The organism is Rhizobium sp. RCC_161_2, from assembly GCF_041355235.1.
Taxonomy (GTDB): domain Bacteria; phylum Pseudomonadota; class Alphaproteobacteria; order Rhizobiales; family Rhizobiaceae; genus Rhizobium.
Window position 1 is genome coordinate 704,734 of the sequence record NZ_JBFUPL010000002.1, and the last position, 25,725, is coordinate 730,458.

14 protein-coding genes and 1 tRNA gene are annotated in these 25,725 nt (G+C 58.9%); 5 read left to right on the forward strand and 10 right to left on the reverse strand.

The features are described 5' to 3' along the window. Nucleotides 1-2 precede the first annotated feature (2 nt). Nucleotides 3-5,309 (reverse strand): SDR family NAD(P)-dependent oxidoreductase, encoded by a 5,307-nt coding sequence (locus AB6803_RS07555; RefSeq protein WP_371108277.1) that lies wholly within the window; start codon nucleotides 5,307-5,309, stop codon nucleotides 3-5. Between the two features lie 11 nt (nucleotides 5,310-5,320). After that, complete coding sequence (locus AB6803_RS07560) at nucleotides 5,321-11,365, reverse strand: FG-GAP-like repeat-containing protein (RefSeq protein WP_371108278.1); 6,045 nt, start codon at nucleotides 11,363-11,365, stop codon at nucleotides 5,321-5,323. 848 nt (nucleotides 11,366-12,213) lie between these two features. Between AB6803_RS07560 and AB6803_RS07565 the strand changes: the two genes are divergently transcribed. Further along, nucleotides 12,214-12,810 (forward strand): dual specificity protein phosphatase family protein, encoded by a 597-nt coding sequence (locus AB6803_RS07565; RefSeq protein WP_371108279.1) that lies wholly within the window; start codon nucleotides 12,214-12,216, stop codon nucleotides 12,808-12,810. Nucleotides 12,811-12,920: 110 nt separating this feature from the next. Next, on the forward strand, nucleotides 12,921-14,324 hold the full coding sequence (gene sthA, locus AB6803_RS07570; protein ID WP_371108280.1) for a Si-specific NAD(P)(+) transhydrogenase: 1,404 nt from the start codon (nucleotides 12,921-12,923) through the stop codon (nucleotides 14,322-14,324). A gap of 136 nt (nucleotides 14,325-14,460) precedes the next feature. Here the strand turns inward: sthA and tig are convergent, their stop codons facing one another. The 4 genes from tig to AB6803_RS07590 all read right to left on the reverse strand — a co-directional run bounded on the left by tig (nucleotide 14,461) and on the right by AB6803_RS07590 (nucleotide 18,212). Next, nucleotides 14,461-15,948 carry a trigger factor gene (gene tig, locus AB6803_RS07575; protein ID WP_371108281.1) on the reverse strand — a complete coding sequence of 496 codons (1,488 nt, stop codon included), beginning with the start codon at nucleotides 15,946-15,948 and terminating at the stop codon, nucleotides 14,461-14,463. Between the two features lie 275 nt (nucleotides 15,949-16,223). Further along, nucleotides 16,224-16,308 (reverse strand) — tRNA-Leu (locus AB6803_RS07580). A 144-nt stretch (nucleotides 16,309-16,452) separates the two neighbouring features. Further along, nucleotides 16,453-17,076: a GDYXXLXY domain-containing protein gene (locus AB6803_RS07585; protein WP_371108282.1), complete on the reverse strand. Its 624-nt coding sequence runs from the start codon at nucleotides 17,074-17,076 to the stop codon at nucleotides 16,453-16,455. Then, nucleotides 17,073-18,212: a DUF2157 domain-containing protein gene (locus AB6803_RS07590; RefSeq protein ID WP_371108283.1), complete on the reverse strand. Its 1,140-nt coding sequence runs from the start codon at nucleotides 18,210-18,212 to the stop codon at nucleotides 17,073-17,075. The genes AB6803_RS07585 and AB6803_RS07590 overlap by 4 nt, the downstream gene beginning before the upstream one ends. A gap of 906 nt (nucleotides 18,213-19,118) precedes the next feature. Here AB6803_RS07590 and AB6803_RS07595 point away from each other — a divergent pair. The 3 genes from AB6803_RS07595 to trmFO all read left to right on the forward strand — a co-directional run bounded on the left by AB6803_RS07595 (nucleotide 19,119) and on the right by trmFO (nucleotide 21,275). After that, on the forward strand, nucleotides 19,119-19,265 hold the full coding sequence (locus tag AB6803_RS07595) for a DUF1127 domain-containing protein (RefSeq protein WP_007690983.1): 147 nt from the start codon (nucleotides 19,119-19,121) through the stop codon (nucleotides 19,263-19,265). 301 nt (nucleotides 19,266-19,566) lie between these two features. Continuing rightward, nucleotides 19,567-19,710, forward strand: coding sequence for a DUF1127 domain-containing protein (locus AB6803_RS07600; RefSeq protein ID WP_007690982.1), 144 nt, complete (start codon nucleotides 19,567-19,569; stop codon nucleotides 19,708-19,710). A 113-nt stretch (nucleotides 19,711-19,823) separates the two neighbouring features. Beyond that, complete coding sequence (gene trmFO / locus AB6803_RS07605; protein ID WP_371108284.1) at nucleotides 19,824-21,275, forward strand: methylenetetrahydrofolate--tRNA-(uracil(54)-C(5))-methyltransferase (FADH(2)-oxidizing) TrmFO; 1,452 nt, start codon at nucleotides 19,824-19,826, stop codon at nucleotides 21,273-21,275. Between the two features lie 7 nt (nucleotides 21,276-21,282). On the opposite strand, the gene AB6803_RS07610 is transcribed toward trmFO, so the two are convergent. The 4 genes from AB6803_RS07610 to secDF all read right to left on the reverse strand — a co-directional run bounded on the left by AB6803_RS07610 (nucleotide 21,283) and on the right by secDF (nucleotide 25,636). Then, the gene (locus tag AB6803_RS07610) at nucleotides 21,283-21,744 is read right to left on the reverse strand and encodes a hypothetical protein (RefSeq protein ID WP_371108285.1); all 462 of its coding nucleotides are present in this window, start codon (nucleotides 21,742-21,744) and stop codon (nucleotides 21,283-21,285) included. Nucleotides 21,745-21,820: 76 nt separating this feature from the next. After that, entirely contained in the window at nucleotides 21,821-22,681 is an 861-nt protein-coding gene (locus AB6803_RS07615; protein ID WP_371108286.1) for a phytoene/squalene synthase family protein, read from the reverse strand. A gap of 17 nt (nucleotides 22,682-22,698) precedes the next feature. After that, complete coding sequence (locus tag AB6803_RS07620; protein ID WP_371108287.1) at nucleotides 22,699-23,085, reverse strand: Mth938-like domain-containing protein; 387 nt, start codon at nucleotides 23,083-23,085, stop codon at nucleotides 22,699-22,701. Between the two features lie 4 nt (nucleotides 23,086-23,089). Continuing rightward, entirely contained in the window at nucleotides 23,090-25,636 is a 2,547-nt protein-coding gene (gene secDF / locus AB6803_RS07625; protein WP_371108288.1) for a protein translocase subunit SecDF, read from the reverse strand. Nucleotides 25,637-25,725 lie beyond the last annotated feature (89 nt).

Genomic DNA, 25,725 nt, shown 5'->3' on the forward strand with positions numbered 1-25,725 from the left:
GATCAGGTTGTATTGGCTGCCATCTGGTCTGCGAGCCTGCCCAGACTGGAGCGCCCGAGAATGTCACTTAAGGGAAACTCTCGTCCCCAGCGCTCCGCCAGGAGAAGCTGCAGTTCAACAGCCATGAGTGAATCGATGCCCTTACGCGCCAACACGTCTTGCTCGGTAAACGTAGAGACAGGCAGGCCGGAAATCTGCGCGGCGCAATCAGCAAGATCCTTAAATGCCAGCCGATAGCGTTCCGCCACACTGAGAGTGGCCCGTTCTTTTGGGGAGATGACAGCTGCCTGCTTCAACCGGCGATCATCCGGAAGCAGGGACTGAAACATCCAGACTTGCCGCCGGTGGCTCTGCGCAAACTTGGCCCAGTCGATGCCGGCGCAATACAGCATGCTTTGCGGGCGGCTGACGAGATCCGCCAGAAGAAGCCTCCCCTCCTCCGGTGTGATGGGCAACAACCCATGAAGAGCGAAAAACTGCGCGAGACGATCGCTTGCCGCCATGCCGACGGACCATGGCCCCCAACCGATACTGAGAGCCGGAATGCCCCGCATCTCAAGTTGCCGGACAAATGCGTCCAGATAGCAGTTCGCAGCCGCATAAGCCGATTGACCATAGGCCGGAAACAGACCGGAAACCGAGGAATGCACCAGACATAGATCGAGTTTGGCATCGTCGGAATAGACGGCATCAAGGGCGTCGATCACGTTCAACAGGCCCAGAACCTTCGCGCCGAAAACATGGTCGAAATCGCGCTGACGCGTTTCTCGAAGCGGACGGTCGGAAATCGCACCGGCGGCGTGAACGATGCCCCGAATGGCGGGAAATCCTGCCTCCGATAAGCTGGCCAAAGCGATCCTGCAGGCCTCAGCGTCCGCAAGGTCGAACCCCAACGGCAACACCCTGACGCCTCGGGCCTCAAGCTCATCCAGCCAATCGATCCGTTCACGCAACACTGGATCGGTCTCCTGCTTCCAGGTGGAGCGCGGTGGCAATGGCGTCTGCCCGAACAGCACCAGGAACCGAGCACCGCGATCGACCAGATACTCCGCGCTCGACCAGCCGAGCGCGCCGAAGGCGCCCGTTACGAGATAACTCGCATCGCGCCGCAGCCAAACCGGACCTCCGCCTTCCGTTGCCGGTGCTCGAACGAGATCGGGCGTCCACCAAAGGCCTTCACGACGCAGGAACTGGGTCTGTGCCGGCCGCGTGTTCACAAGATTGAGAAGCGCTTGCGACCAACTGCCAATGTCCGTGTCTTCAAGATCGACCAGTCCCCGCCACATACCATCGCCTTCGGCATCGATCAGGGTTCGACCAAGCCCCCACAATGCGGCCTGGACCGGATCGGCAGCCGCCGGTCCATGGGCGCCGCGCGTGATCAGCCAAAACTCGGATCCGCCTGCAGCCCTCTCCGCCTGCTCGGCGCAATGCCGTCCGAAAAGTGCCAAGGCCTGGAGTTGTTCGATCGGCCCGAGGGTCCGCCAGTCGAGAGCCTGGAAATCCACCACCGCCAGGGGTTCGGCCGCGTCGGACGTCTGGAGCCGCCGATAGGCATCGACAACGGACACGGCGGCATCCGCCAGAAGGACATTCTCCCCACGCCCGGCCAAATACGCGCCGAACGCCGCGGCCACACCGCCGCGATCTCTCCAGATCAGCCACCGTCTTGGCTTGACGGCAAGCAAAGGGAAAGCACGGTCGTCCACCGGCTTCCATTCAAGAGAGACGACGAGATCCCTTGGTTGTTGTCCGCCACGAAGAGCAGACGGTACAGGCACTGTTTGAGCGGTAACGGCACTGAGCCGAACAATGAGCGCACCACCAGCGGCGCGAATCTCGAGGTCGGCAACAGATTCACAGGCATCGCGCCTGACAAGGACGGCTCTAGCCGTAAGGGGAAAATCGGCGTCACTAACGGCACGATCAAGGGTTACGTCGGCGATCGAAACCGGAAGGCGCTCGCGCCTTTCCTCCAACCCCTCCTTGTGCCGAGAGGCAAGCTCCAGGGCCAGCATGACCTGCAATCCGGCATCCAGAACCGCAGGCGGAATAAAACACCCCTCGACCGCCATCCCATCAATCAATCCGACAGCGCCGGCAGGTCCGATCCTGACCCAGCGCAAACGTCGAAAGGCCGGACCATAGTCAAATCCGAGAGCGGCCAGATTCTTGTAAAATTCGTTTGCGTCCTGTCTCACCTCGTCCGGGCTCCCGTCGAGTTGAGACGACCGTTCTTCACCTGGATCACTGTTGAGGATGCGTGGACGCAGCGCAACGCAGTGCGCTTCGGCCACCAGAGCGCCCTGCCCACTCCAGATGCTTACCATCCCGCTCTTTTTATCGAGCCGAGTCGTCAGCCGGGCATCGGCCTCACCTGAGAGGATGACGCCACGATGCAGGCGCAGACGCGACAGGCCAACCGTTCCGTCCGGCATGGATTGCCGCAGCGCCGCATGCATCATCTCGATAAAAGCAGCCATCGGCATTCGTGGCTGCCCCAGAACAACATGATCCGTAAGCGCAAAGGAAATCAGATCGGCCTCATCGACATCCCAGACATCAGGAGTTTCCGACCGCGCATATCCAAGGAAAGCAGAAGCTGGCACTGCAAGTCGCAGATGCTGTTTTTCGCTGCTTTCCGCCCAATAGCGGGCTTTGCGCCATTGGAATCCCGGAAGAGGTGCCGGCATGGATCCCGGCTCTGCAGGACTGCCGAGCAACGCCGACCAGTCCGGCTGCGCAGCGCCACTGACCTGAACCCGGCCCAGGCATTCCGCGAATGCCAATGTCTCGGAATAGTGACGGCGCAGCGTGCGGATCAGGCTGATTTTTGAAGATCCCAACGTTTCCTGCATATAGGCGGAGAGAACCGGATGGGCGCTGATTTCCAGCACGGCACATGTATCCTCCGACACCAACTGGCGGAAGGCCGGAAGAAAGGCCACTTTTTCGCGCAGGTTACGCCACCAGTATTCGCCGAACTCAAGCGCCTCCACTGTTTCGAGCAATCCCCCGGTTACGGTGGAATAGAGAGGCAGGCGCATGGAGCTGAAGCGAAGATCTTTGATGGCAGCGCGAAACTCCGCCTCCAGTTGCTCCGTCAAAGCGCTGTGATAAGGCACATCGACATCGAGCATCCGCGCATGGATGCCTTCCCGTCGGAGGTCCTCCAGCAGCGCGGCAATCTCCAGATTATCGCCCGATACCGTAACCGCGGAGGGGCTGTTGATTGCTGCGAGGCACACGCCCCGAGCCTGTGCGAGTGGAGCAACCACCTCCTCGCCAGCGCTGACAGCCGCCATGCCGCCGCGGCCGGAGAGTTTTCCAAGCAAACGGGCCCGATGGAAGATCAGCGTGATGGCCGTCTCCAGATCGATCGCTCCGGCTATGTGAAAAGCGGCGATTTCGCCGACGCTGTGCCCACAAACTCCCCCGTCGGGATGCAGCCCAAAGGACATCAGCAAGCGGGCAAGAGCGATCTGAAAGAACAGATTGATAGGCTGCGCCAGGCGGGCCGGCAACCCATCTGCGTCCCCCGGATAGGCAGCGACTTCGGCAAGAAGCGACTGTCCTGCCACCCGCCGATAGAGACTGTCGCATTCTTCAATAACCTCAGCGAACACGGGAAAGGCTGCCGCAAGTGCGGTTCCCATCCCACGCCATTGCGGCCCCATGCCGGAAAAGACCCAAGCGGTCCCGCTCGCCGCGACGTCCCGCGCGCCCTGGATCCAGGCCCGGGCCTCGGGACGATGGCAATAGTCCCGTAGCCGTGCGATCAGCTCGTCACGGGTTTCAGCAGCAATGGCGAGGCCGTAACCGCTCCAATCACGCTGGTAGACCATAGCCGAGCATGCCGCCGCGGCATCGAACTGTTCGGATTGTGCCTCGAGAAAATCGGCAAAGGCACTGGCCTGCAGCGGAAGATGCTCTTTTGTCGGCCCGGACAGAAGTGCAACAAGCGGCAATTTCCCCCGTGGGGCAGGCTGTAAGCGCGAGGGTCGGTATGGCGAAGGAGCACGCCGCGCTGGCGCCGGACCAAGAATGACATGGGCATTCGTACCGCCGAAACCGAAAGCACTGACGCTTGCATAGGGCTGATCATTCGGCCACTCGGTCGTCTCCAGCGGCAGTCGCAGACCCAGATCGTCCAAGGACAGATCCTCCGGGCTGCGCTCCCAGTGCAAATGACGCGGAATCATGCGCCGCCGCATACTCAGGACCGATTTTATCAGTCCGGAGATCCCTGCGGCCGCCTCGGCATGACCCATGTTGGTTTTGACCGAGCCGACCAATAGCGGCCCCTTGCGACGCTGACGCCCCAAGGTCTTGCTGAGGGCAAGAAGCTCGGCCCGATCTCCCGCTTTGGTTCCCGTCCCGTGGGCTTCGGCAAAACCAATGGCATCCGGGGAAAGACCCGATCGATCCAGGTTGCCGGCAATCAGGGCCGTCTGCGCATCGGCACTGGGGAATGTGACACCAACCGATCCGCCATTCTGGTTGACCGCGGTTGCCTCGATGACGGCGAGCACCGGCCATCCCTCCGCAAGAGCTCGCTCAAGGGGTGCTAGCAGCGTCAGACCAACCGCTTCGGAACGAACGTAGCCGTTGGCCCGATGATCGAAAGCCCGGCAACGACCGTCCGGCGAGAGGAAACCGCCTCGGCTTTCCAACGCTGTGTAGTAGGGCGAAAGCTGCAGCTGCACCCCGCCAGCAAAGGCCAGCTCGCTCTCGCCGGCGGCTAGGCTGTTGACCGCCAGGTGGAGCGCGACCAGCGACGACGAACACGCCGTGTCGACCGTCATGCTTGGGCCTGTGAGCCGCCAGCAATAGGACAACCGATTGGATAGAAGCGTCTGGGTTACCCCCGTCGCACTGTGAACCGTCGAAACCGTGTTTTCGCGGTCGCCCAACTGCAGCAACAAATAGTCCTGCGTAAAGGCGCCGACAAAAACGCCGACAGGACGTCCAGCCCAATGGGAAGGCCGAAACCCTGCGCCTTCCCAACAGCGCTGCGCCGCCTCTAGCAACAGCCGCTGAGAGGGGTCCATAGTCTGGGCTTCGCGGGGAGATATTCCGAATGCGACTGGATCGAACAGATCGATCTGATCCAGGAAGCCTCCCCATGAGGATATATGCGTCACCCCCCGTGCTGCGCCGGCGTGATGATAACGTTCGGCTCGCCAGCGACTGGCAGGGACCGGTTGTATCAGATCGCGCCCCTGCACAAGGGCCGTCCAAAGCGCTTCCAAGTCACCAGCCTCGCCAGGAAAGCGTCCGTCCATGGCGATAATGGCGATCTTTGGCATGACGGCATCCTCTAAGGCTCGACCAAGAATGTCGACGCCAATAGCAACGCATCAGCCTCAGCATCCTCATCCCCTCCCGCCGTCGTCGTGGTGGTTACCACCGTATTGGTGGTCACGGACTTGGCTCCTGTGGGTGCCACCACAGTCGGCGGCACAGTTGGCGTCGCGCCGTCGGCGGGGACCGGGAGGCCGTTTTCTGCTACAAGATTTTCTGTTTGCCGCGCCTGGGACTGGACCGAGTTTACCGGACCAACAACACTGGAATTCGAGGTACCGGGAGCGGGTGGCTTCGGATCAATGAGGCCTTCAGGGTCGCTAGCACGATTACTGGAATTCTCGAGGTCGTCGGCTGAACGAGAATTCCGATTTTCAACATTCTCCCGATTTTCGACATTGTCGTTATTCTGGTCACCATTTTGTTCGGCGCGCTGATTGTTTTCAACTCGGGACGAAGCGTTATCATTTTGATCGCCGTTAAGGTTGGGCCGCAGCGGTGACGGGCGTTCAACTATTGCCTCCGGCTCCGACACGTTCGCGGCGCTTCTCGCATTCGCATAAGCTTCTCCGATGTTGATGGCGCCACAGATGGTCCCGACAACACCTCCGCCAATTCCAAGCGAGACAGCCAATGTGTTATGCTTGTACGCGGTTGATACCCCAGCTGCGATAGCAGTACCCCCCGCCGCCATCCAGCACACCCCTCCGGCCACACCGATCGGGACATGTCCGCTGGGATCGATATAGCTTGCGGGACTATTGAAGACATATGCATTGTCGTTCAACGCGTCCTGCCGCAAGGGCGACCCAGCCAATCTGTCGTCAGCGCGATTGAAGCGCCCGTAGATCGGATGGAAGCTGCGGCTTCCCATCCAGTAGAGGCCCGTATAGCTATCCAGCTCCTTGCCAGTATAGAGATAATAGGGCGAATTCACTCCGCCGGTGGCAGTAACCTCTCCCAACGGCGAGTAGGCGAAGCTTGATACCGGCGTGCCCGACGCATCCGATGTCAGAAGCGTACTGAACTGATCGTCTGTGTGGAGATAGACTTGGCCACCTTGACTGGCGCTGCTTCCCCATTGTGCGAAAGCCATTTGCCGGGCGGAAAGTGTCTTGATCGGGGATGATGTCCCGTTGGCGATGACATCCATATACCAGGGCGATACGTAAATCTTACGCGACCCGTCAGGCATGATCGATGCGATATGCCGCCCGGCATAATCATAGCTGTAACCGGCGCCTACCTGATCTCCGGTCTTCAGAGCATTGGTCATTTGGCCGCGTATATCGAACGCCATGGTCATAGCAGACTGCCCGGAAGGCGCAAGCGTGGTCATATTTCCCATCGTGTCGTAGGCTGCGGTAAAGCCGTTCGTGCCGACAGCGGAAAGAGCCTTGCTCCCTGAATAGGTATAGGAGCTTCCCTGATAGCCGGTCATGTTGCCGGCATCGTCATATGAAAAATCAGTCGTGTTGCCCGTCGTGGCATCGGTGACGCCTGCCAGGCGCAACCCGGAATATTCATAGGAAAAAAGGGATTTCGGTTGGCCGTTGGTCGTATCATCGACCGCCAGCAACTGGCCCAGCTTGTTCCATCCGAAGCCGCGCCCGAGCAAAACGGACTTGCTCGCATCGGTGACGGTCAAAGCAAGGATCGTTTGATCGATGCTGCGGGTATAGTTTGTCGTGACGCCGTTGCCATATGCCACGGTGTTGGCCGCTCCCGTCGCCGAATAGTTCGAGAAAGTCGCCGAGGCCCCGTTTGCGAGGCTGACTGTTGAAAGCCGCGACCCCGAAAAGGTATTGGTGATCACGCTGCTATCGGGATTGGTAACCTGGGTAAGTCGCCCCAGCGGATCGTAGACTTGCTCAGTATTATAAGCGCTCGCAACGCCTGCGACCTGCAGCTTCGTCTGGGCCAGCTTGCCGTAGGCCGTGTAGGAATAGCCGTATTGGCTCTGAACTGTTTTGGCACTGTCCTGAAGCGAAGCACTGGTCAGATGGTTCTGGCCAAAGGCGACCGTTGGATCATCATAAGTATAGGACCGTTGGTGGCCGTCGGAATCGATTGTCGTCAGGGGACGGCCGATCCGGTCGTAGGAATAGGTGAAGCTTCCGTTCGGCTGCGTCTGGCTTCCGAGAAATCCGGATGTCAGATAGGAGCTTGTCGTGGTTCCGCTTGTGGGATCCGTTTGCGTGATCACGCGGCCAAGCGAATCATAGCCCATGTTGTAATTCAGCGTCGTGCCATTCTGCGTGACCGGAGATGTAAGGCCGGTCTGCTGCCCGATCAGATTATATTGGAACGTCGCCTGGCTAGCGATCCCCTGGAAGGCGGTGGCTACCGGAAGCGACCTGTTCTTGGCATAGGCATAGTCGACCGTCACGGCGTTAGCATATGGCGTCCCCGCCGCCGAGGTGGTCACGACCTGCGAGCCGGTGGTGGTCGCGGTATAGCCCTTTGTCGTTGCGACCTGGTCGGTACCGTTTGCACCGAATGGCTGCGTCGTTTGCAGCGGCCGTCCCAGGACATCATATTCATTGGCGACAAACTGCGCCGTATCTCCCTTGAAATAGGGAACCGCGGCCATTTTTATCTTGTTGCGCTCGGCATAGGCGAACGCACCTATGATTGTCTGGGTCTCGCCCGGATTGGCCATGACACCGACACTTCTGCGTCCCAACCCATCAAATGACCAGCCGCCCGACACAGTGTTGCGTTCGGAGCCCGTCGGCCAGTCAGTGAGCTGGCTAAGGTTCACGACGGGAAGTACCTCTTTGAACCAGACATGGGAATAAGCTCTCAGCGTCAACACGTTATTCGAAGGCGCTTGACCCACGACAAACGATGAGGCGCATGGCGTATCGAAATTGCCGGTCGTCCGGTTATCCGGATATGGCCCTTGTTCTGCGGATAACCGTCCAAAGTCGTCGAAGCAGGTGACCCTGGTGACATTGTTGGGATCGGTGGAAACCGAGACCTTGCCGAAACGAGGATCATAACCGTATTGCCACGTCAGCGAATGAGACGAACTCGTCGTGGTCGTCTTGATGACAGGATAGGTTTCGTAAGTGGTATCATAGGTGGTTGTCGTCACGGCGCCGGCGGGCGTCGTCGCAGTCAGCTGGTTTCCGAAACCGTCATAGGTATAGTTGTTGGTGAGAAAGATGTTGTTCTGATCGTCCCAGCTTCCCGATGAAAGAGGATTGTAGTTCGCGTCGTACGTCGTGCTCGACAGAGAGAAATCTGTTCCGTTCTTGAATTGACTGATCGTGGTTAGATCGTTGCCCGACGAGATTTTCACATATGTCGGAACCCCCAAATGCCATTTGGTGGTATCGTTGATATAGGCCCCAAGCGTATAGACGACCTTCGAAGGGTCGACTGGATTGCTGCTGGCATCGACCAGATTCTGCTCTGCCTTGACTGTGACATTGCCATAGTCGTCATAGCTGTAGGCCGTGCCGATCTGATGCGCAATCGAGCACTGATTATAGGCAATCTTCTGATTTTCGCTCTTGTTGATCAACCAAATCGGCGTCGCCTGCTGCGAGCTGCTGGTGGCTGTCTGGACCTTCTGATAGCTGCTTGCCCTGCCAGCGAAAGGCGTTCCGTCCGTGCCACAGGTGGTGCCGCTTCGATCGTAAACCGTTGAACCCGCACTCTTACCCGTGAAGGGAAAGACCTGAAGGTAGGAATGAACCTTACGTCGATCGCCTGAGCCATTATCGACCACGGTTTTTGCAAATCCCATCCAGCCGCGTCCGCTGGTGTCGAAAAGCCCATTCTGATAGGAAAACTGGCTTACGTAGTCGAATGCGAGGGCCCTCGGCACCTCCGGATTATCCTTCACCTCCATAGAACTGACGACATGATAGAAGCCGCCAAGCTGTGCCGCCGATCGGAATGTCGAGACGCTGCCACCTTGCTGGATCGGAGGATAATTCTGGAATTGGCTAAGAGCAGTCGGCTTCGTCTCCTGGTAGACCGCCGCATCGGACAGCGGCGCATAGGAGATATTGTAGCTGCCACCGGCGGAACGCAGCGCACCCGTCATCATGTCGGGCATCGGACCACCGGCAATACCCACATAAACGTTAGTATCGCCAATTCCGACCATATCCGTCAGCCCATCGGCATTGGCGTCACCCATAAGGCGGGTTGTCGTCGTTGCCCCTCCGCCACCGGTATTTGGCCAGGGCAATGAGTTGTTGTTCCAGACGTTGTCGATGAAGCCGTGGCCATTGGAAATCGACGCGATGACACCGTTTACCGTAACCCCGACAAGGTCGGCCAGACCATCACCGTTGACATCGGCCAACATGCGTTGGTTAGAAGCGCTCCAGTTGCCTCCTGCGAAGGTGGTGTTCCAGACCTCGGTGTTGTCGAAGCCGGCTCCCGTCGACAAGGTCACATAGACCTTGTCGCAAAAGGCGATGATGTCGGACAGGCCGTCGCCGTTGACGTCGGAGATCATGATCGGCGTCGTCGCGGTGACCGGTTGCTTTTGGCATAGGGCGCCGTAGTTCTGAGTTCCCCAGCCGCTCGTGTCAAAGCTCGAGCCCGTTGAAAGTGCCACTTGAATAGCCTGATTGTTGCCGATAACGATCAGATCGGCACTTCCATCGCCGTTCATATCCGTCAGCTTGGAATTGCCGCCGGATACGCCGAAGCCGGTGATCCATGGTTGCTGGGCCGAAAATGTCCCGTCACCCGCTCCCAGCGCCACCCAGGCTGTCCCATTCTTGACGCCAACGATATCCATGATGTGATCACCATTGACGTCACCGAGCATCACCGGATCATTTGCCGTCCACCCCTGGGACGAGCTGAAATAGGGAAGCGTGGAGCCAGTCATGTTGAAACTCGTCCCGTCGGATAGGGCCGAAACCACGCCTGTGCTCGAGAATGCGACGATATCGGCAAGACCGTCGCCATTGATGTCGGCGACCATTCTCTGGCTGGTCGACCAGCCTTGACTGGCCGAAAAATTGTTTATCCATTGTGTCGGAGCGCTGAATGACGAGGCGCTGCCCAGCGAGACCTGCACTCCACTGGAAGAGCTGAAGCCGACGATATCGAGAAAGCCGTCGCCGTTGGCGTCAGCGACCGTGAACGGCGCCGATGTGCCATTCCAACCCTGGGCCTTGCTGAACGCATTGGCGAGCCAGTCTTGCTTGCCGCCCGTATAGGCAAGTGCCCCATCGCTGTAGGTGAATGTCGTCGGCGACAGCGGCACGGCCGAAGTCAACGAGTAGCGGGCAACCGATATCAGCCGCGAGCGATTGGTCGCTGCGCTGGTGTCATAGGTCAACCGATAGTCGCTGACGAGGCTCTCGCCCACGAAGGTCTGTATATGACTGACGCGGGCGCTCATCAGCACGACCGAACCGCCGATATATATGCGCTGCGCTTCCGGATTTGCCTCATAGGTGAACCGGACGAAGCGATCGGCCTGATGCGATCCATTGGCCGTATAGGCAATCTGCAGCGGATAAGCCCGATAGTCGGAATTTCCGCTCTGAAGCGGATCGGTCGTGTAACTGAAATCGATGATGTTGCCATTGGCATCGGTCTTGCGGTTGATGGCCCAGGACCGCACATCATCTCGGTCTTGAGCAAGGATGCGACTGTCGCTGGTGTCGCCAAATTCCATCACGCTGCCGTCCGAGGCCTGCACGGAAAAGGACTGGGGCCCGCTTCCTGCGGTGCCGCTCGCCGTCGCGATCTGCCAGCTCTCGAGTTCGGTCCGGTAGACGCTGCCGACCGCACCATAATCCCCGTTGGTCACAATGAGACGCTGTCCCTGAAGCGCAAAGCGGTCATTGCTGTTATAGGCTATCGTACCGTTCACCCCGTCGATCGCAGCGATCCGTTTGGTGCGTTCAATGGTCGGCAATCCAGCGAGCGCCCAGCCAACACCGACTATACCACTCTGCTGCTGGCTATTGTAAGTAATTGCAATTTTGGGCTGTGATCCGTTGATCCCAGGCGGCAGTTCGATCGGAACGCTAAAGTTGAAGGCGCCATTCTGATCGACGTTCGTCTTCTCCCTCATTGTACCAGGTACCGAGGATTGCGCCGTAGCCGGCATATAGCTGGCGAGCCCGAACGTCAATGACATTAGACCCGAAATCACTAGCCGGATCAGATATATACGATATGAATTTCTCTTTCGAAGGGGGAGTTTTAGGCCAATATGCGAATCGCTTTTGATTGCGGATTTGAGCATCTCATCCCCCCAAAGCGCGTGCTTCATTCAATTTAATATATAATATTACTAATATTAGATACAGACATGAATGTCAATAATCATATTCTATCGTCGGATGTAATTTTCTTAATCTCTTCACACCCGGCTTATCGGCACGCGCGCCAAGCCAAACCACCCACAATAACGTGGCCTAGCCGCGCGGATTGCGCTGCATCGCACTGTCGCCGACGCACGGATTGGATATTGATTGCTCTATCTCGGAATTGGCTGCTGACAAGATTGGAACTTACGAATTTCAACTTCGATTCAGAAAGTTCGCCACCATGCCGCCTACTGGTGACAACAGTCCGCAGGCACCACCCGCCCCTTGGGTATTGCCGTTCACGATCATATTATCATCGGCAAGAACCGCCACATCAGCCTCAGACGCTGCGATTGTTCTAAATCGCTCGTCTCAGCACAAGAAAATACTCATATCATTTTATTTTATTTGACGTTTTCCTTGTGAATAGCGCCACCGGATGCTGACTGCACCCTTCCATCTCGAATCCACGATCTCCGTCTGCGTTTTTCAGGTAGGCGTCAGGATGATCTGACAAAAGGACAATGCCTCCAGATCGGCATGCCTGCCGAAGGAAGCCGTTGTTTTGATTGCGCCTTATCATTCCTGGTTCGACGCTCACGGAGATTACATGCTGAAGACCTCATCGCCGCTTATTCGTCGCTTGCGCCGTATTGGCCGCGGTGTGACCCTCGCACTCTCCCCCTTCGCGCTGATAGCCGGCGGCTTCTACGCCCATATGCTCTGGACGACGAACTTCCATCCGGTCATCGCGGGCGAGGTCTACCGCTCATCGCAGCCGTCGGCGTCGACAATTGCCGAATTGCAGAAGCAATATGGCATCAAGACCATCATCAACCTGCGCGGCAACAATACCGGCCACGCCTGGTATGACAGCGAAGTCGCCCAGGCCAAGGAACTGAATATCGATCACATCGATTTCCGCATGTCCTCCGCCCACGAACTGACGCAGGCCCAGGCCGCCCAATTGGTCGAGATCATGCGCAACGCGCCGAAGCCGCTGTTGATCCACTGCCAGGCGGGTTCAGATCGCACCGGACTGGCTTCGGCCCTCTATCTCGCCGCGATTGCCAAGACCGGCGAAGCGACCGCGGAGAGCCAGATGTCGATCATTTACGGGCACCTGCCGTTTTCCTTTACCCGCGCCTATGCGATGGATCGGACGTTTGAAAAGCTGGAGCCGTGGCTCGGCCTTTCAAACTCCTGAGTATCGGGCCTTTCCCGTTAGATAATCTGTAACATTGAGCAGCTACCGGTTGACGGACAGCATGTTGCATTGCGACATTGATTCCGTAATCAAACATCCGAGGCTTCCCGATGGACCAATTCGATCTCCTCGTCGTGGGTAGCGGCCCTGCCGGCCGCAGAGGCGCTATTCAAGCCGCCAAGCTCGGCAAGAAGGTGCTTGTGATTGAACAGGGCAAGCGTGTGGGCGGCGTTTCCGTTCACACCGGCACCATTCCGTCAAAGACGTTGCGCGAGACCGCACTCAACCTCTCCGGCTGGCGCGAGCGCGGCTTCTATGGCCGCGCCTATAGGGTCAAGCAGGAGATCAGCGCCGAGGACCTGCGCCGCCGCCTGCTGATCACGCTTGATCATGAAGTCGAGGTGCTGGAGCATCAGTTCGCCCGCAATCGCGTGCAGCACATTCGCGGCAAAGCGAGTTTTGTCGATTCCCAGACCATGCAGGTCGTCAAGGACGATGGCGAAGTCATTCATGTCACCGGCACCAGCATCCTGCTTGCGGTCGGCACCAAGCCATTCCGTCCGGACTACATGCCCTTCGACAACAAGACCGTTCTCGACAGTGACGAGCTGCTGGAGATCGAGACGCTGCCCCGCTCGATGGTCGTCATCGGCGCCGGCGTCATCGGCATCGAATATGCGACGATCTTCAGCGCGCTCGACACGCAGGTGACGCTGATCGATCCGAAATCAACCATGCTCGACTTCATCGACAAGGAGATCGTCGAGGATTTCATCTACCAGCTTCGCGACCGCAACATGAAGCTGCTGCTCGGCCAGAAAGCCGAGAAGGTCGTCCGCCAGGACGGCAAGGTGGAGCTGACGCTCGACAATGGCCGCCGCCTTGTTACCGACATGGTGCTGTTTGCCGCCGGCCGCATGGGCGCGACCGATACGCTGAACCTTGCCGCCGCCGGTCTCGAGGCCGACAGCCGCGGCCGCCTGAGCGTCAATCCGGAAACCTTCGCCACCAACGTGCCGCATATTTTCGCGGCAGGCGACGTCGTCGGCTTCCCGAGCCTTGCCTCCACCTCGATGGAACAGGGCCGCATTGCCGCCCGCGTCGCCGTCGGCGCCATCGCCAAGGAGCCGCCGAAATACTTCCCCTATGGCATCTACGCCGTGCCGGAGATCTCCACCTGCGGCCTCTCCGAGGAAGAGGTCAAGGAACGCCACATTCCCTATGAATGTGGCATCGCCCGTTTCCGCGAAACATCGCGCGGCCATATCATGGGCCTCGACACCGGCCTCCTAAAGCTGATCTTCTCCCTAAAGACCCGCCGCCTGCTCGGCGTCCACATCGTCGGCGAAGGGGCGACCGAACTCGTCCATATCGGCCAGGCCGTGCTGAACCTCAAAGGCACGGTCGAATATTTCGTCGAAAACACCTTCAACTACCCGACGCTTGCCGAAGCCTACAAGATTGCCGGCCTGGATGCTTGGAACCGGATGGGTGATATCAAGTCGGAGCTTTGAGAGGGGTTGCGGAAATTGCAGGGTAGCCCTCTCCCCGTTTTACGGGGAGAGGGAGTTTTTCTTTTCCCTTATCAACTCAACAGAAAAGGCCCCGCCGCGAACGGCAGGGCCTGATTTCATTGCAAAATAGAACCGATTATTCGGCGCTGTCTTCAGCAGCCTTCTTCTTCGGAGCAGCCTTCTTCTTCGGAGCGGCGGCTTCTTCGCCTTCGGCAGCGGCTTCCGTTGCTTCGGCCTTGGCAGCCTTCTTCTTCGGAGCAGCCTTCTTTGCAGCCGGCTTGTCTTCGGATTCGTCGTCAGCCAGCAGTGCTTCCTTGGAAACGGTCTTGTCGGTGACGTCGACTTCGGTCAGCAGGTGGTCGATGACCTTTTCTTCGAAGATCGGCGCGCGCAGGTTGGCGGAAGCGCCAGGCGTGTTGCGGAAGAAGTCCAGGATTTCCTTTTCCTGGCCCGGGAACTGCTGGAGCTGAGCGTAGAGCGCGCGCTGCAGTTCGTCTTCGCTGACTTCGACGCCGGCCTTTTCGCCGATTTCGGAGAGAACGAGGCCGAGGCGAACGCGGCGTTCAGCCAGCTTGCGGTACTCTTCGCGAGCCTTTTCTTCCGTCGTGTCTTCGTCTTCGAAGGTCTTGCCCGATTCGGCGAGATCGGTCTGGATCTGGCGCCAGATACTGGCGAATTCGGCATCGACCAGCTTCTGCGGCGTGTCGAACTGGTACATCTCGTCGAGCTGGTCGAGGATCTGACGCTTGACCTTCTGGCGGGTAACCGAGCCGTACTGGCTTTCGATCTGGCCGCGAACGATTTCCTTCAGACGGTCAGCCGATTCGAGGCCGAGCTTGGAGGCGAGTTCGTCATTGATTTCGACTTCGCCGGGAGCTGCGACTTCCTTGACGGTGATGTCGAAGGTGGCTTCCTTGCCGGCTAGATTCTTGGCCGGGTATTCAGCCGGGAACGTCACGGTGATGGTCTTCTCGTCGCCAGCCTTGACGCCGACGAGCTGCTCTTCGAAGCCCGGGATGAAGCGGTTGGAGCCGAGAACCAGCTGGGAATCTTCGTCCTTGCCGCCGTCGAAGGCAACGCCGTCGACTTTGCCGAGGTAGTCGATGGTGACGCGGTCGCCGTCGGCGGCCTTGCCCTTCTTGGCTTCGTAGCTGCGAGCGCTTTCAGCGATCTTCAGGATCTGCTCGGTGACTTCGTCTTCGCCGATCTCGGCGACTTCGCGGGTGACCTTGACGCCCTTGACCGACTTCAGTTCGATCGCCGGGATAACTTCGTAGGAGAGCGTGAATTCGAAATCGGCTTCAGCGGCGAGGATCTTTTCAGCCTCGTCCTTGTCTTCCGTCATGGCGACTTCCGGCTGTGTTGCCGACTTTTCGCCGCGCTCGGTCAGGATTGCCGGCGGCTGGTCACGAACGATCTCGTTGACGAGGTCGGCCATGATCGACTTGCCGTAGACCTTCTTCAGATGCGCGACCGGCACCTTGCCCGGACGGAAGCCGTTGATACGGACCTTGTCCTTGACCTCGGCCAGGCGCTCGTTCATCCGGCCTTCCATGTCCTTGGCGGGGATGACCACCTTGATTTCGCGCTTCAGCCCTTCAGCGAGCGTTTCGATAACCTGCATTGTCCTACCTTCATTCATGGCGGCCGTGCCCAGACAGCCGTTCGTTTCAGTGAGCACGACGCCGGAAAATCCCGAGCGTGGCTTGGATGCAATTCCTTGTCATTCTGCTAGAGCACCGCGCGTTCGAACGAACGCGCAAAGGCCGCTCTACCTCTTTGAATCCGGAACATCTTATCCGCTTTCAATTTGAAAACGGGATGTTCCAGGCAGAATGGCGCTTCCAACAGCGGGCCAGGAGACAGGCCGTTAAGCCTCTCCCGTCCACAAGGCAGCCTTGGTGCGGGTAGAGAGACTTGAACTCCCACGCCTTGCGGCACCAGAACCTAAATCTGGCGTGTCTACCAATTTCACCATACCCGCGTTCCCAAAACCGCATGGCAATGCCTGCTCATGGGGCCTTCCGGAGCGCGGCGTCTCTATATCACCCGTTTCAAACCACGCAAAGGAAAAATGACGGTTCCACGACCGTCCGCAAAGGTTGTTCGGTTTTATAGTGCAAGCCGGTCAATAAAGCGGCTCTTCATACAGCGGTTCGCCGTCGAGAAGCAGGCTTCTGATGTGGGCAGCGCCATCGGACGAGATCCGGGCCGCGATGGCGACGCGACCGTCATTGCGTGCACTCTCGATATCGCGCCCCTGGCCTTCGGGCACGTAATAGCGCTCAATGCCATAGGTGACCCCGATCATCGCTTGCGACGGATCGGTCGGCTCGCCATCGAAAACATAACCGACGAAAGGCAGGCTTTTGAGCACGACCGTGTCAGGCTTCGGATCGAGCGCTGCGAATGATGATTCGACAATGCCCCAGTAACCGTCGTCCTGCTTCTTCAGGCGAACAGACAGGATCGGAGCATTCACGCCCTTCTTCGGCGGGCCGTCGACCAGCGTCGAGACGGGAACCCGTGAAATGTCGTAGTTCAAGGTAACGTAGTCGCCCCGCAGAAGATCGCGTGGATCGACAGGCGCGGTTTTCAGGAGGACCTCGACACCGCTTCGCAGCCCCCAGGCCCTCTCACCGACCATATAGCCGAGCACGGCGGTCTGCAGGGCGGCAACGATGATCGCGGCGATCCACATGCGACGCGTGAAATTGCCTCCAGCGGCTTTCGTGTCAGCGATCAATGTCATGCCTTGTCCCCCTGCCCGTCACCATGGGAAAATCGCCGCTCCAGCCGGATGACCAGCCAGGCGGCAATCGCAACCAACACGCCGCTGACCAGGAAAAAGCCCGACGTACCGATGATCGAGCCGACCGTTTCGCTGGCGAGATAGAGGATCTCGCAGGCAAAGACGAAATAGGCGAGATAACGCAGGGCACCATTGTCGCGACCACCGAGAATGATCGCGATGATCGCGCTTGCCAACGTTATGAAGGCGAGCACGACGAGCGGCAGCTTGTTTTGAACCCAGATGTCATTCTCAAAAAAACCGCCGGCAATCTCTCCGTGGATCGCCAGGAGGCCGATGGCGGCAATGAGGAAGGCGTAGAAGGCAGGTGCCGCGCCAGCAGTCCGGGCAATCCGCGCCAGGGGTGAAACCGGAAGACTGACCGCCAGAAAGACAATCAAGCCGGCGGCAGCCAGCAGGACGGCAGCCTGCAAACTCTCATATTGCGCGAAAACCCATGTCAGCCAGCCGACGAGCACGATATAGGCGAGATGCCGCACACGGGGCGCATCGACGTATCGCACAAGAGCGATAATGATCGCTGCCATGATCGGCGGTACCCAGGGCATGACACCGTACCACTCACCAGAGTGATCCGAGAGATAGAAGCCGCAGAAGCCCCAGGCGAGAAAACCGGCAAGAGCTGCCTGGGCAGACGAACGAAACAGCGCCGTGGCAATAGCTGCTGCCGCGAACCAGACGATCATCATCGTCAGCACATCGCCGGATATATTGTACATCTGTCCGACCAGCGACATGGCGCCGCCGAAGGTCATCGTCCCAAGAATCAGCAGTGCTGTCGCAACAATCGAGCGTCCGCGCGTCAACAAATACGCGCCGCCAAGATAAAAGGCCCAGATGAGCGCCACGAGCCCAAGGAAGCGAACGATCCTTGGAATCGCTTCCCAATTCGAGGCAACGAAGAGCAGGATCGCCGCACCGACCAAGAGCGCCGCCATGACGGCCAGCACGCGACCGGCGCTGAAGCTTGCGGGCCGGCTGTCATATTCGCCGAGGATTGCCGAGGCCGCCGGCGCGTCGACCAGCCCTTTGTCGACCCAGATCTTCAGATCACGCTCAAGCCTACCCCGATACATCGCGCGCTCCCGACTGCGATTCCCTTACCACAACGTGTCCCATCCCATAATGGAATGCAACCGAGGCCACATGCCCGCATTCCACCCCTTAAAAATTGTCGGCGAGCTGTATCATATTAATGCAGCATTAAGACTCCATTCGCCATTATGCCCAGTGGCGGTTCAATGCCCGACAAAGACATGCGCAATCAACATGCCTCCCATGAAATTATTGCGTTGCACAAATTCAAAAGTCATACTATTTATATCTGACAAGGGACGGCGGTGGCACGCCGCTTCGGCGAAAGCTGGAAAGAGCCTGGGGAATGATTTTCCCATAAGGAATTCGGAGCCGCACACTCCTCCTCCCAGTGCGCTCCGATAGATTGACGACACTCCTCCTCCCAGTCGTCAATCACCACAAATGACGCCCACCGCATCCTCCTCCCGCGGTGGGCGTTATTTTTTTACCCCGATTAAATCGTTTAATCCCCTGAAGATCATCAGTTCTCGCCTGCGTGTCATTTTTTATCGTAACGATGCAAGGCAAGCTGACGCGAGAGCAACAAGAAGCGAGATTTTCGTCGACCCGCCCTCAGCGATCTTTTCGACACAATACGGCTCGAAAGAGATTAAGGATCATGGCAGGACGCGGACAATATCCGGGCAATTGCCCACCAACCGGGCGTAAGTATTTATATTTGGTCGAATAAATGATTCGAGAGCCACCATCACACCGCCGTGATGTGCCCATAAAGCAGCCATCATCTTAGGCAGAACGCTCTTGAGGGTTGCGCTTTATGCATAGGTGACATGAAGCATTCGCGCTTTTAGTTTTCGCGCCGCAGCATATATTTAAATCCATTAGATCGAGGTCGGAACCATTCGCGGAACCGCCGATCTCCAAACCTTCGAAAGGGAATTACGATGAACCTGACCCGCTCCTTCAACAACTGGCGCAAGTATCGTCAGACCGTTACCGAACTCGGCCGCATGAGCACCCGCGAACTGCACGACCTCGGCATCGACCGTTCTGACATCCATCGCGTAGCTCGCGAAGCCACCGGCCGCTAATCGCCGGACTGGCTTCGCCCAACAGCGACAGCCTCACAACGCCCGTTGCGGACAACCGCGACGGGCGTTCTTTTTGCGCGCTATTCGCACCTGCACAATTGGCAGGCTGCTTCCAAGCCATTCGCCACGCGCATGCCGGATAAAATTTAGGCGCTGATGGCTTTTTAGGCGTCACATTGCACAAATGCATAGCAGATGCTTTTTATTCGCACTGCAAAATCAGCGCCCTTATGTATATATGTATCTCAAGCGCTGAGGCGGCAATCGCGCCGCTCGCAACTGACTACTTGAGGACAAGACCATGAACCCGATTCGCATTGCCAAGAACTGGATCAGCTACCGCCGCACTCTGAACGAGCTTGGCAACCTTTCCAGCCAGACCCTGTCGGATATCGGCGTTAGCCGCTACGAAATCCGCAACATCGCTTCCCGTTCTTTCCGTTAATCACAACGGACTGAACGGACTGCCTCAAGACGGCGCCTTTCGGCGCCGTTTTTGATTCCGGGCCTTGCGTAAAGCAATTGGATCATCGGCCTGCCCGTGATAATGACGCGCCCATGACAAAGACCAGCTCCTTTTCTCCCATCCATGTAATCGGCGGCGGCCTTGCCGGCTCCGAAGCCGCCTGGCAGATCGCCCGCGCCGGCGTACCGGTCATCCTGCATGAAATGCGTGGCGTGCGCGGCACCGAGGCGCACAAGACCGACGATCTCGCGGAACTCGTTTGTTCCAATTCATTCCGCTCCGACGATGCGACCAGCAATGCGGTGGGCGTCATCCATGCGGAAATGCGCCTGGCGGGTTCGTTGATCATGACCTGCGCCGACAAGCACCAGGTTCCGGCCGGCGGCGCGTTGGCAGTGGACCGCGACGGGTTTGCGGCGGCGGTCACGCAAGCGGTCGAAAGTCATCCGCTAATCACCGTGGTGCGCGAAGAAATCGAGGGCCTGCCGCCCAGCGAATGGGATCAGGCGATCATCGCCACCGGCCCGCTGACGGCACCTGGGCTTGCCAGCGCCATTCAGGCCGAGACCGGCGCGGATGCGCTTGCCTTTTTCGACGCCATCGCGCCGATCGTCTATCGCGACAGCATCAATATGGACATCTGCTGGTATCAGTCCCGCTACGACAAGGTCGGGCCGGGCGGCACCGGCAAGGACTATATCAACTGCCCGATGGACGAAGCCCAATACAGTGCCTTCCTCGACGCGCTGATCGCCGGCGATGCCGTCGGCTTCAAGGAGTGGGAAGGCACGCCCTATTTCGACGGCTGCCTGCCTATCGAGGTCATGGCCGAGCGCGGACGCGAGACGCTGCGTCACGGACCGATGAAGCCGATGGGCCTGACCAATGCCCATAACCCGACCGTCAAGGCCTATGCCGTGGTGCAGCTGCGCCAGGACAATGCGCTCGGCACGCTCTACAACATGGTCGGCTTCCAGACGAAGCTGAAATATGGCGCACAGGCCGAGATCTTCCGGCTGATCCCGGGCCTTGAGAATGCCGAATTCGCGCGCCTCGGCGGCCTGCACCGCAACACCTATATCAATTCACCAACCCTGCTCGATCGCTCGCTAACACTGAAGTCCCGGCCGGGCCTGCGTTTCGCCGGCCAGATCACCGGCTGCGAGGGCTATGTCGAGAGCGCCAGCATCGGCCTGCTCGCCGGTCGCTTCGCCGCCGCTGAGCGCAAGGGCGAGGCACCGTCCGTACCGCCGGCCACGACGGCGTTGGGCTCGCTGCTGAGCCATATCACCGGCGGCCATATCGTGTCCGACGAAGAGCCCGGCAAGCGCTCCTTCCAGCCGATGAACATCAATTTCGGGCTATTCCCGGAGCTGGAACCTGGTTCGATCGTCAAGCCAGAAGGCGTCAAGCGCTTCCGCGGCAAGGATAAGACGATCATGAAGCGACAACTGATCGCCAAGCGGGCGCTTACCGATTGCGCGGCATGGCTCGGCGTTCAAGCACCAGTCTTCCCGTCGCCTGCGGTCGCCGAGAGCGCCTAAAGCCTTCTCAAGCCTTTGCCGTCGGCATCATTGTCGACGGCTTGGGATTTTCGCCAGCGACATAATTGCCGAGCAGCCAGAGCGACACTTCGGCCGCCTCCGCGGGCGTCACGAATTCAAACGTGCCGTTGTGATGCGGGGCATCGAGGAAATCGATCGTCAAGCCACGGCCGCTCCCCGAATCCTTGGCGCGTGCCCTGCCCGGCTCGATCAGATGAACGCTGTAGTGATTGCGCAGGCTGCGCATGAAACCGGCCTTGTCGTCATGCAGGCGCACGAACACCGCCTGGCCATTGGCCGTCGTTTGCAGTTGCCGGATCGCTTCCGTCGGAAAGGCGCGCCCGAATTCGAGAATGGCAAGACCAGTATCGTGCAAACCGTCTTCCTTATTCTGCGACGTCATGCGCGCTATAAAGAAGGCAAAGAAGACGACGATCGCAAAGAGTGTGCACCAGACGATAATGCCCATGGCGGCTTCTCCAGGAATACGGGCGGCAGTTCGGCAATCTCCATAAACCTCGAGACTTGCGCGAACTTGGTCGATTTCAGATTTTCTTCGTCATGGCAGCAAGCGCCATACGCATCTGCCGGCGCCATTGCGGCGGCTGGAAGGCTTGATCGAACACCCCGACACCCAGCTTCTGCGCGCGTTTCAGCACCGGTTCAGCCAGAACTACCGGCAGGAAGGCTGGAAATACCGCTGGCGCAATAGGGCCAGCTGCCCTTGCCTTCGCCAGATGCTCGCGCCCGAGACCGGCGAAAGCTTCGATGGCCGCCGATATCCGCACCTTGTCCTCACCGGCGAGGAACGTGTCGCGATCGAGACCGGTCGCCGTCAGGATTTCCAGCGGCAGATAAAGCTGCCCGCGACGACGGTGCAGCGGCATAAGCAGCAGCAGTCCGGCAATCGCCTGCGCCACCCCGGCATGGCCCGCGGCATCAGCGGAACGACGGGCGTCGTCCGCCGACAATACCAGGCTTGCAAGCTGGATCAGCGCAGAGGCAGTCTCGCCGGCATAGCCTTCCAGCGTGCCGCGCGTTTCCATCGGATCGTCGTAGAGATCGAAAATGTGCGCATCGATCATGTCGATCAGCGTCTGCGTTGGCAGGCGGTATTGGTCGATCGTTGTGAGCAGTTCAGCGGCGACCGGATTGGCCGCGCTCGATCCATGCGCCTGCCCTTCGAGCAGATCGCGCCAATATTGCATGCGTACCTCGCCCGGCAGCGGCTCATGCACAAGATCGCGGATGCGCGCCAGTTCGGCGTTGAAGGCATAGAGTGCTGCAAGAGCGCCGCGCTTGTCCTCCGGCGCCAGAAGGCAGGCGAGATAGCGGTCGCGATCGGTGTCGCGAAGCGTCGCCAGGCAAAGATCCTGGTTGCTACGGGGCGCAGCGTCTGTCGTCATGCTTGGCCGATCTCTGGTCAAACGGCGATCAGCGCCGCGGCCACGGCGCGCGACTCAGCCAACATGATGTTGAAGGTGCGTACCGCCGCCCCCGTGCTCATCGGATCGGAGGAAATCTGCCTGGCACGCAGCGCCGTCTTCAATTCCGCCGGCAGCGGGCGCAGCTCCGTACCGGTGCCGACCAGAAGCACTTCGATCTGAGCGGCTTCGTCGAGCACCCTCTGAAAATGCGCCGGCGTCAGCGCATCCTCCATCGTCATGTCCCAACCATAGATGCCGGAGGGCAGGCAAAGCAGCGAGCCGCGATGCGACATGTCCGCAAAGCGAAAGCCGCCATTGCCGTAAGCGTCGATCGGCGCGCGGCCGGGAAAATGCGCGCTTCGGATTTCTATACCTTTTGCCACTCTGTCACACCGCTGGTTTTTCTGATTGCATGTCGCTCCCTGCCTGACCCTTGCTTTCGCCGCCGGCCTGGAACTTGTCCGGGCGCAGCTTGAAGACGATCAGGACCGGCGCCGCAATATAGATCGACGAGAAAGTGCCGACCGCAACGCCGAAGAGCAGGACGAAGGTGAAGGAGCGGATCACCTCGCCGCCGAATATATAGAGCGCAAACAGCGCCAACAACGTCGTTGCCGATGTCAGAACCGTGCGCGACAAGGTCTGATTGATCGAGGCATCGATCAGGATCGGCAACGGCATCTGTGAGTAACGCTTGAGATTCTCGCGCATACGATCATAGACCACGACCGTGTCGTTCAGCGAATAGCCGACGATGGTCAGCAGTGCCGCAATGCCGGTCATGTTGAATTCCATGCCCGTCAGCACGAAGAGGCCGAGCGTCAGGATCACATCATGCAGCGTCGCGATGATCGCGCCGACTGCAAACTGCCATTCGAACCGAAGCCAGATATAAATGAGGATCGCCACCAGCGCCGCCAGAACGGCGAGCGACGCTGTCCTGGTGATCTCGCCGGAAACCGAGGGGCCAACCACTTCAACGCGGGAGAAGTCGTAATCCTTGCTCAGTTCATCGCGAACAAGGGTCAGGGCGGATTGTTCGGCATTCTCGCCGCCCTCCTGCGCATGCACCCGGATCACCGCCCCTAGCCGGTCATCCAGCCGCTCGACCTGAACATCACCCGGAATAGTCTGCTGCAAACGCGCCTGAATATCGGCGATGTCGGCAACGCCTTGCTTGGCGCGCACCTCGATGATCGAACCACCGGTGAAATCGATGCCCAGATGCATGCCGACCGCCGCGAAGGCGAGCAAGGTCGCCACGGACAATGCCGCCGATACCGTGAACGTATAGCGGCGGATGCCCATGAAGCGGATATTGGCGCCATCAAAGATGCCGCTGCGAACACCGGCCAGCAGCACGCGCGGCTTGCGATGCGAAATCCAGGCATTGACGAGCGACCGCGTGACGAAGCAGGCGGTAAAGAAAGTGGTGAAAACGCCGACGATCAGCGTCGCCGCGAAACCCCGCACCGCGCCGCTGCTGACATAAAACAGGATGGCAGCAATCATGAGCACGGTGAAGTTGGCATCCGCAACGGTGGACACTGCCCTGTTGAAGCCATGGCGCAATGCGTCGACGAGAAGATGGGTCTTCTTCTCTTCCTCACGGACGCGCTCGTAGATCAAGACGTTGGCATCGAGCGCGATCCCGATGATCAGCACAATGGCGGCAATGCCCGGTAGCGTCAGCGTGATACCGAACACCCCCATGACCGCCAGGACCATGACGATATTGATGATGAGCGCGATCGTCGCGGCGACGCCGAGCAGCCCATAAAAGCCGATCATCAGCGCCGCGACGAAGATAGCTGCAATGATACAGGCGATGACGGCGGAGCGCATCGTTTCGCCGCCGAGACCGGGCTCGATGGTCCGCTCCTCGACAGTGGTCAGCGTCGCCGGCAGCGGCCCGGATTTCAGCATGACGGACAGGTCCTGCGCACCCTGGGCCGTGAAATCGCCGGGAATATTGATATCGCCGGTGGTGATCGCGTTTTTCAGCGAAGCGGACGAAATGACCTGGCCATCAAGCACCACCACAATGATCTTGCCGAGATTGGCGGCCGTTGCCTGGGCGAAACGGCTGGTCGCCTCCGGCGTCAGCCTGACAGAGACATTACCGTCGTTATTCTGGGTATTCGACACCGCCGCGGCATCGGCAAAGTCGATATTCGAAAGAAGGGGCTGCTTTTGCAGAAGATAGCCGGCCGGCGGATCATCCTCGGAAAACACCACCTCGGAACCTGCGGGCGGACGGCCGTTCATAGCGTCCTGCACCGACATCGATGGATCGACCAGGCGAAAGCTGAGTTCGGCGGGCTGGTTCAGAAGGTTCTTCAGGCGCTGCGGATCGCCCAGACCCGGCACCTGGATCACAATACGGTCAGCATTCTGCCGGCGGATCAGCGGTTCGCCGACGTCAAGTTGCGCGATGCGATTGCGGATGATCTTGAGCGACCGGGTCATGGCGGCAGACAGACCGTCTTTGATGCCGGCGTCGGTGATATCAATGGTAAGCGCGCCATTGTCGCCCTGCGACAAGGTCGCTTCCGGCTTGCCGGAAACCGCATCGGTGATCGGCTTCAAGGCATTCACAGCAGCCTGCACCCGGGCAGGATCATTAATGCGCAACTGGACCTTCTGACCGGTGCCCGTCAAACCAGAATAGGGAATATTGACTGTGCGCAGTCTGGCGCTGATATCGCCGACGACAGTCTCCAACCGGTTTCTGACGACGTCATCACGCTCGATCTTGAGCATGATATGCGAGCCGCCCTTGAGATCGAGCCCAAGCTCCACCTTTCGTTGCGCAAACCAGTTCGGGAAAGACGCGAGCCGCTGGCCGTCAAGCAGATTGGGCACGACAAGGACAACGCTCAAGAGAACGGCGAACCAAATCAGGACGGTCTTCCACCAGGAGACGTGCAGCATCGCTCTCTCGAGTTTGGGCTTTTCCTACTGCGCTCCGCATGCACCGAAACACGCCAAGGACACAGTAACACCTTGAATTTGCGCATAAT

Excerpts from the sequence above, each read along its gene's own strand:
- AB6803_RS07585 (WP_371108282.1), bottom strand. The coding sequence starts at position 17,076 with ATGACATTGATCGCTGACACGAAAGCCGCTGGAGGCAATTTCACGCGT.
- secDF (WP_371108288.1), bottom strand. The coding sequence starts at position 25,636 with ATGCTGCACGTCTCCTGGTGGAAGACCGTCCTGATTTGGTTCGCCGTT.
- trmFO (WP_371108284.1), top strand. The coding sequence starts at position 19,824 with ATGACAAAGACCAGCTCCTTTTCTCCCATCCATGTAATCGGCGGCGGC.
- sthA (WP_371108280.1), top strand. The coding sequence starts at position 12,921 with ATGGACCAATTCGATCTCCTCGTCGTGGGTAGCGGCCCTGCCGGCCGC.
- AB6803_RS07590 (WP_371108283.1), bottom strand. The coding sequence starts at position 18,212 with ATGTATCGGGGTAGGCTTGAGCGTGATCTGAAGATCTGGGTCGACAAA.
- AB6803_RS07610 (WP_371108285.1), bottom strand. The coding sequence starts at position 21,744 with ATGGGCATTATCGTCTGGTGCACACTCTTTGCGATCGTCGTCTTCTTT.
- AB6803_RS07565 (WP_371108279.1), top strand. The coding sequence starts at position 12,214 with ATGCTGAAGACCTCATCGCCGCTTATTCGTCGCTTGCGCCGTATTGGC.
- AB6803_RS07600 (WP_007690982.1), top strand. The coding sequence starts at position 19,567 with ATGAACCCGATTCGCATTGCCAAGAACTGGATCAGCTACCGCCGCACT.
- AB6803_RS07555 (WP_371108277.1), bottom strand. The coding sequence starts at position 5,309 with ATGCCAAAGATCGCCATTATCGCCATGGACGGACGCTTTCCTGGCGAG.
- AB6803_RS07560 (WP_371108278.1), bottom strand. The coding sequence starts at position 11,365 with ATGAGGGAGAAGACGAACGTCGATCAGAATGGCGCCTTCAACTTTAGC.
- tig (WP_371108281.1), bottom strand. The coding sequence starts at position 15,948 with ATGCAGGTTATCGAAACGCTCGCTGAAGGGCTGAAGCGCGAAATCAAG.
- AB6803_RS07615 (WP_371108286.1), bottom strand. The coding sequence starts at position 22,681 with ATGACGACAGACGCTGCGCCCCGTAGCAACCAGGATCTTTGCCTGGCG.
- AB6803_RS07595 (WP_007690983.1), top strand. The coding sequence starts at position 19,119 with ATGAACCTGACCCGCTCCTTCAACAACTGGCGCAAGTATCGTCAGACC.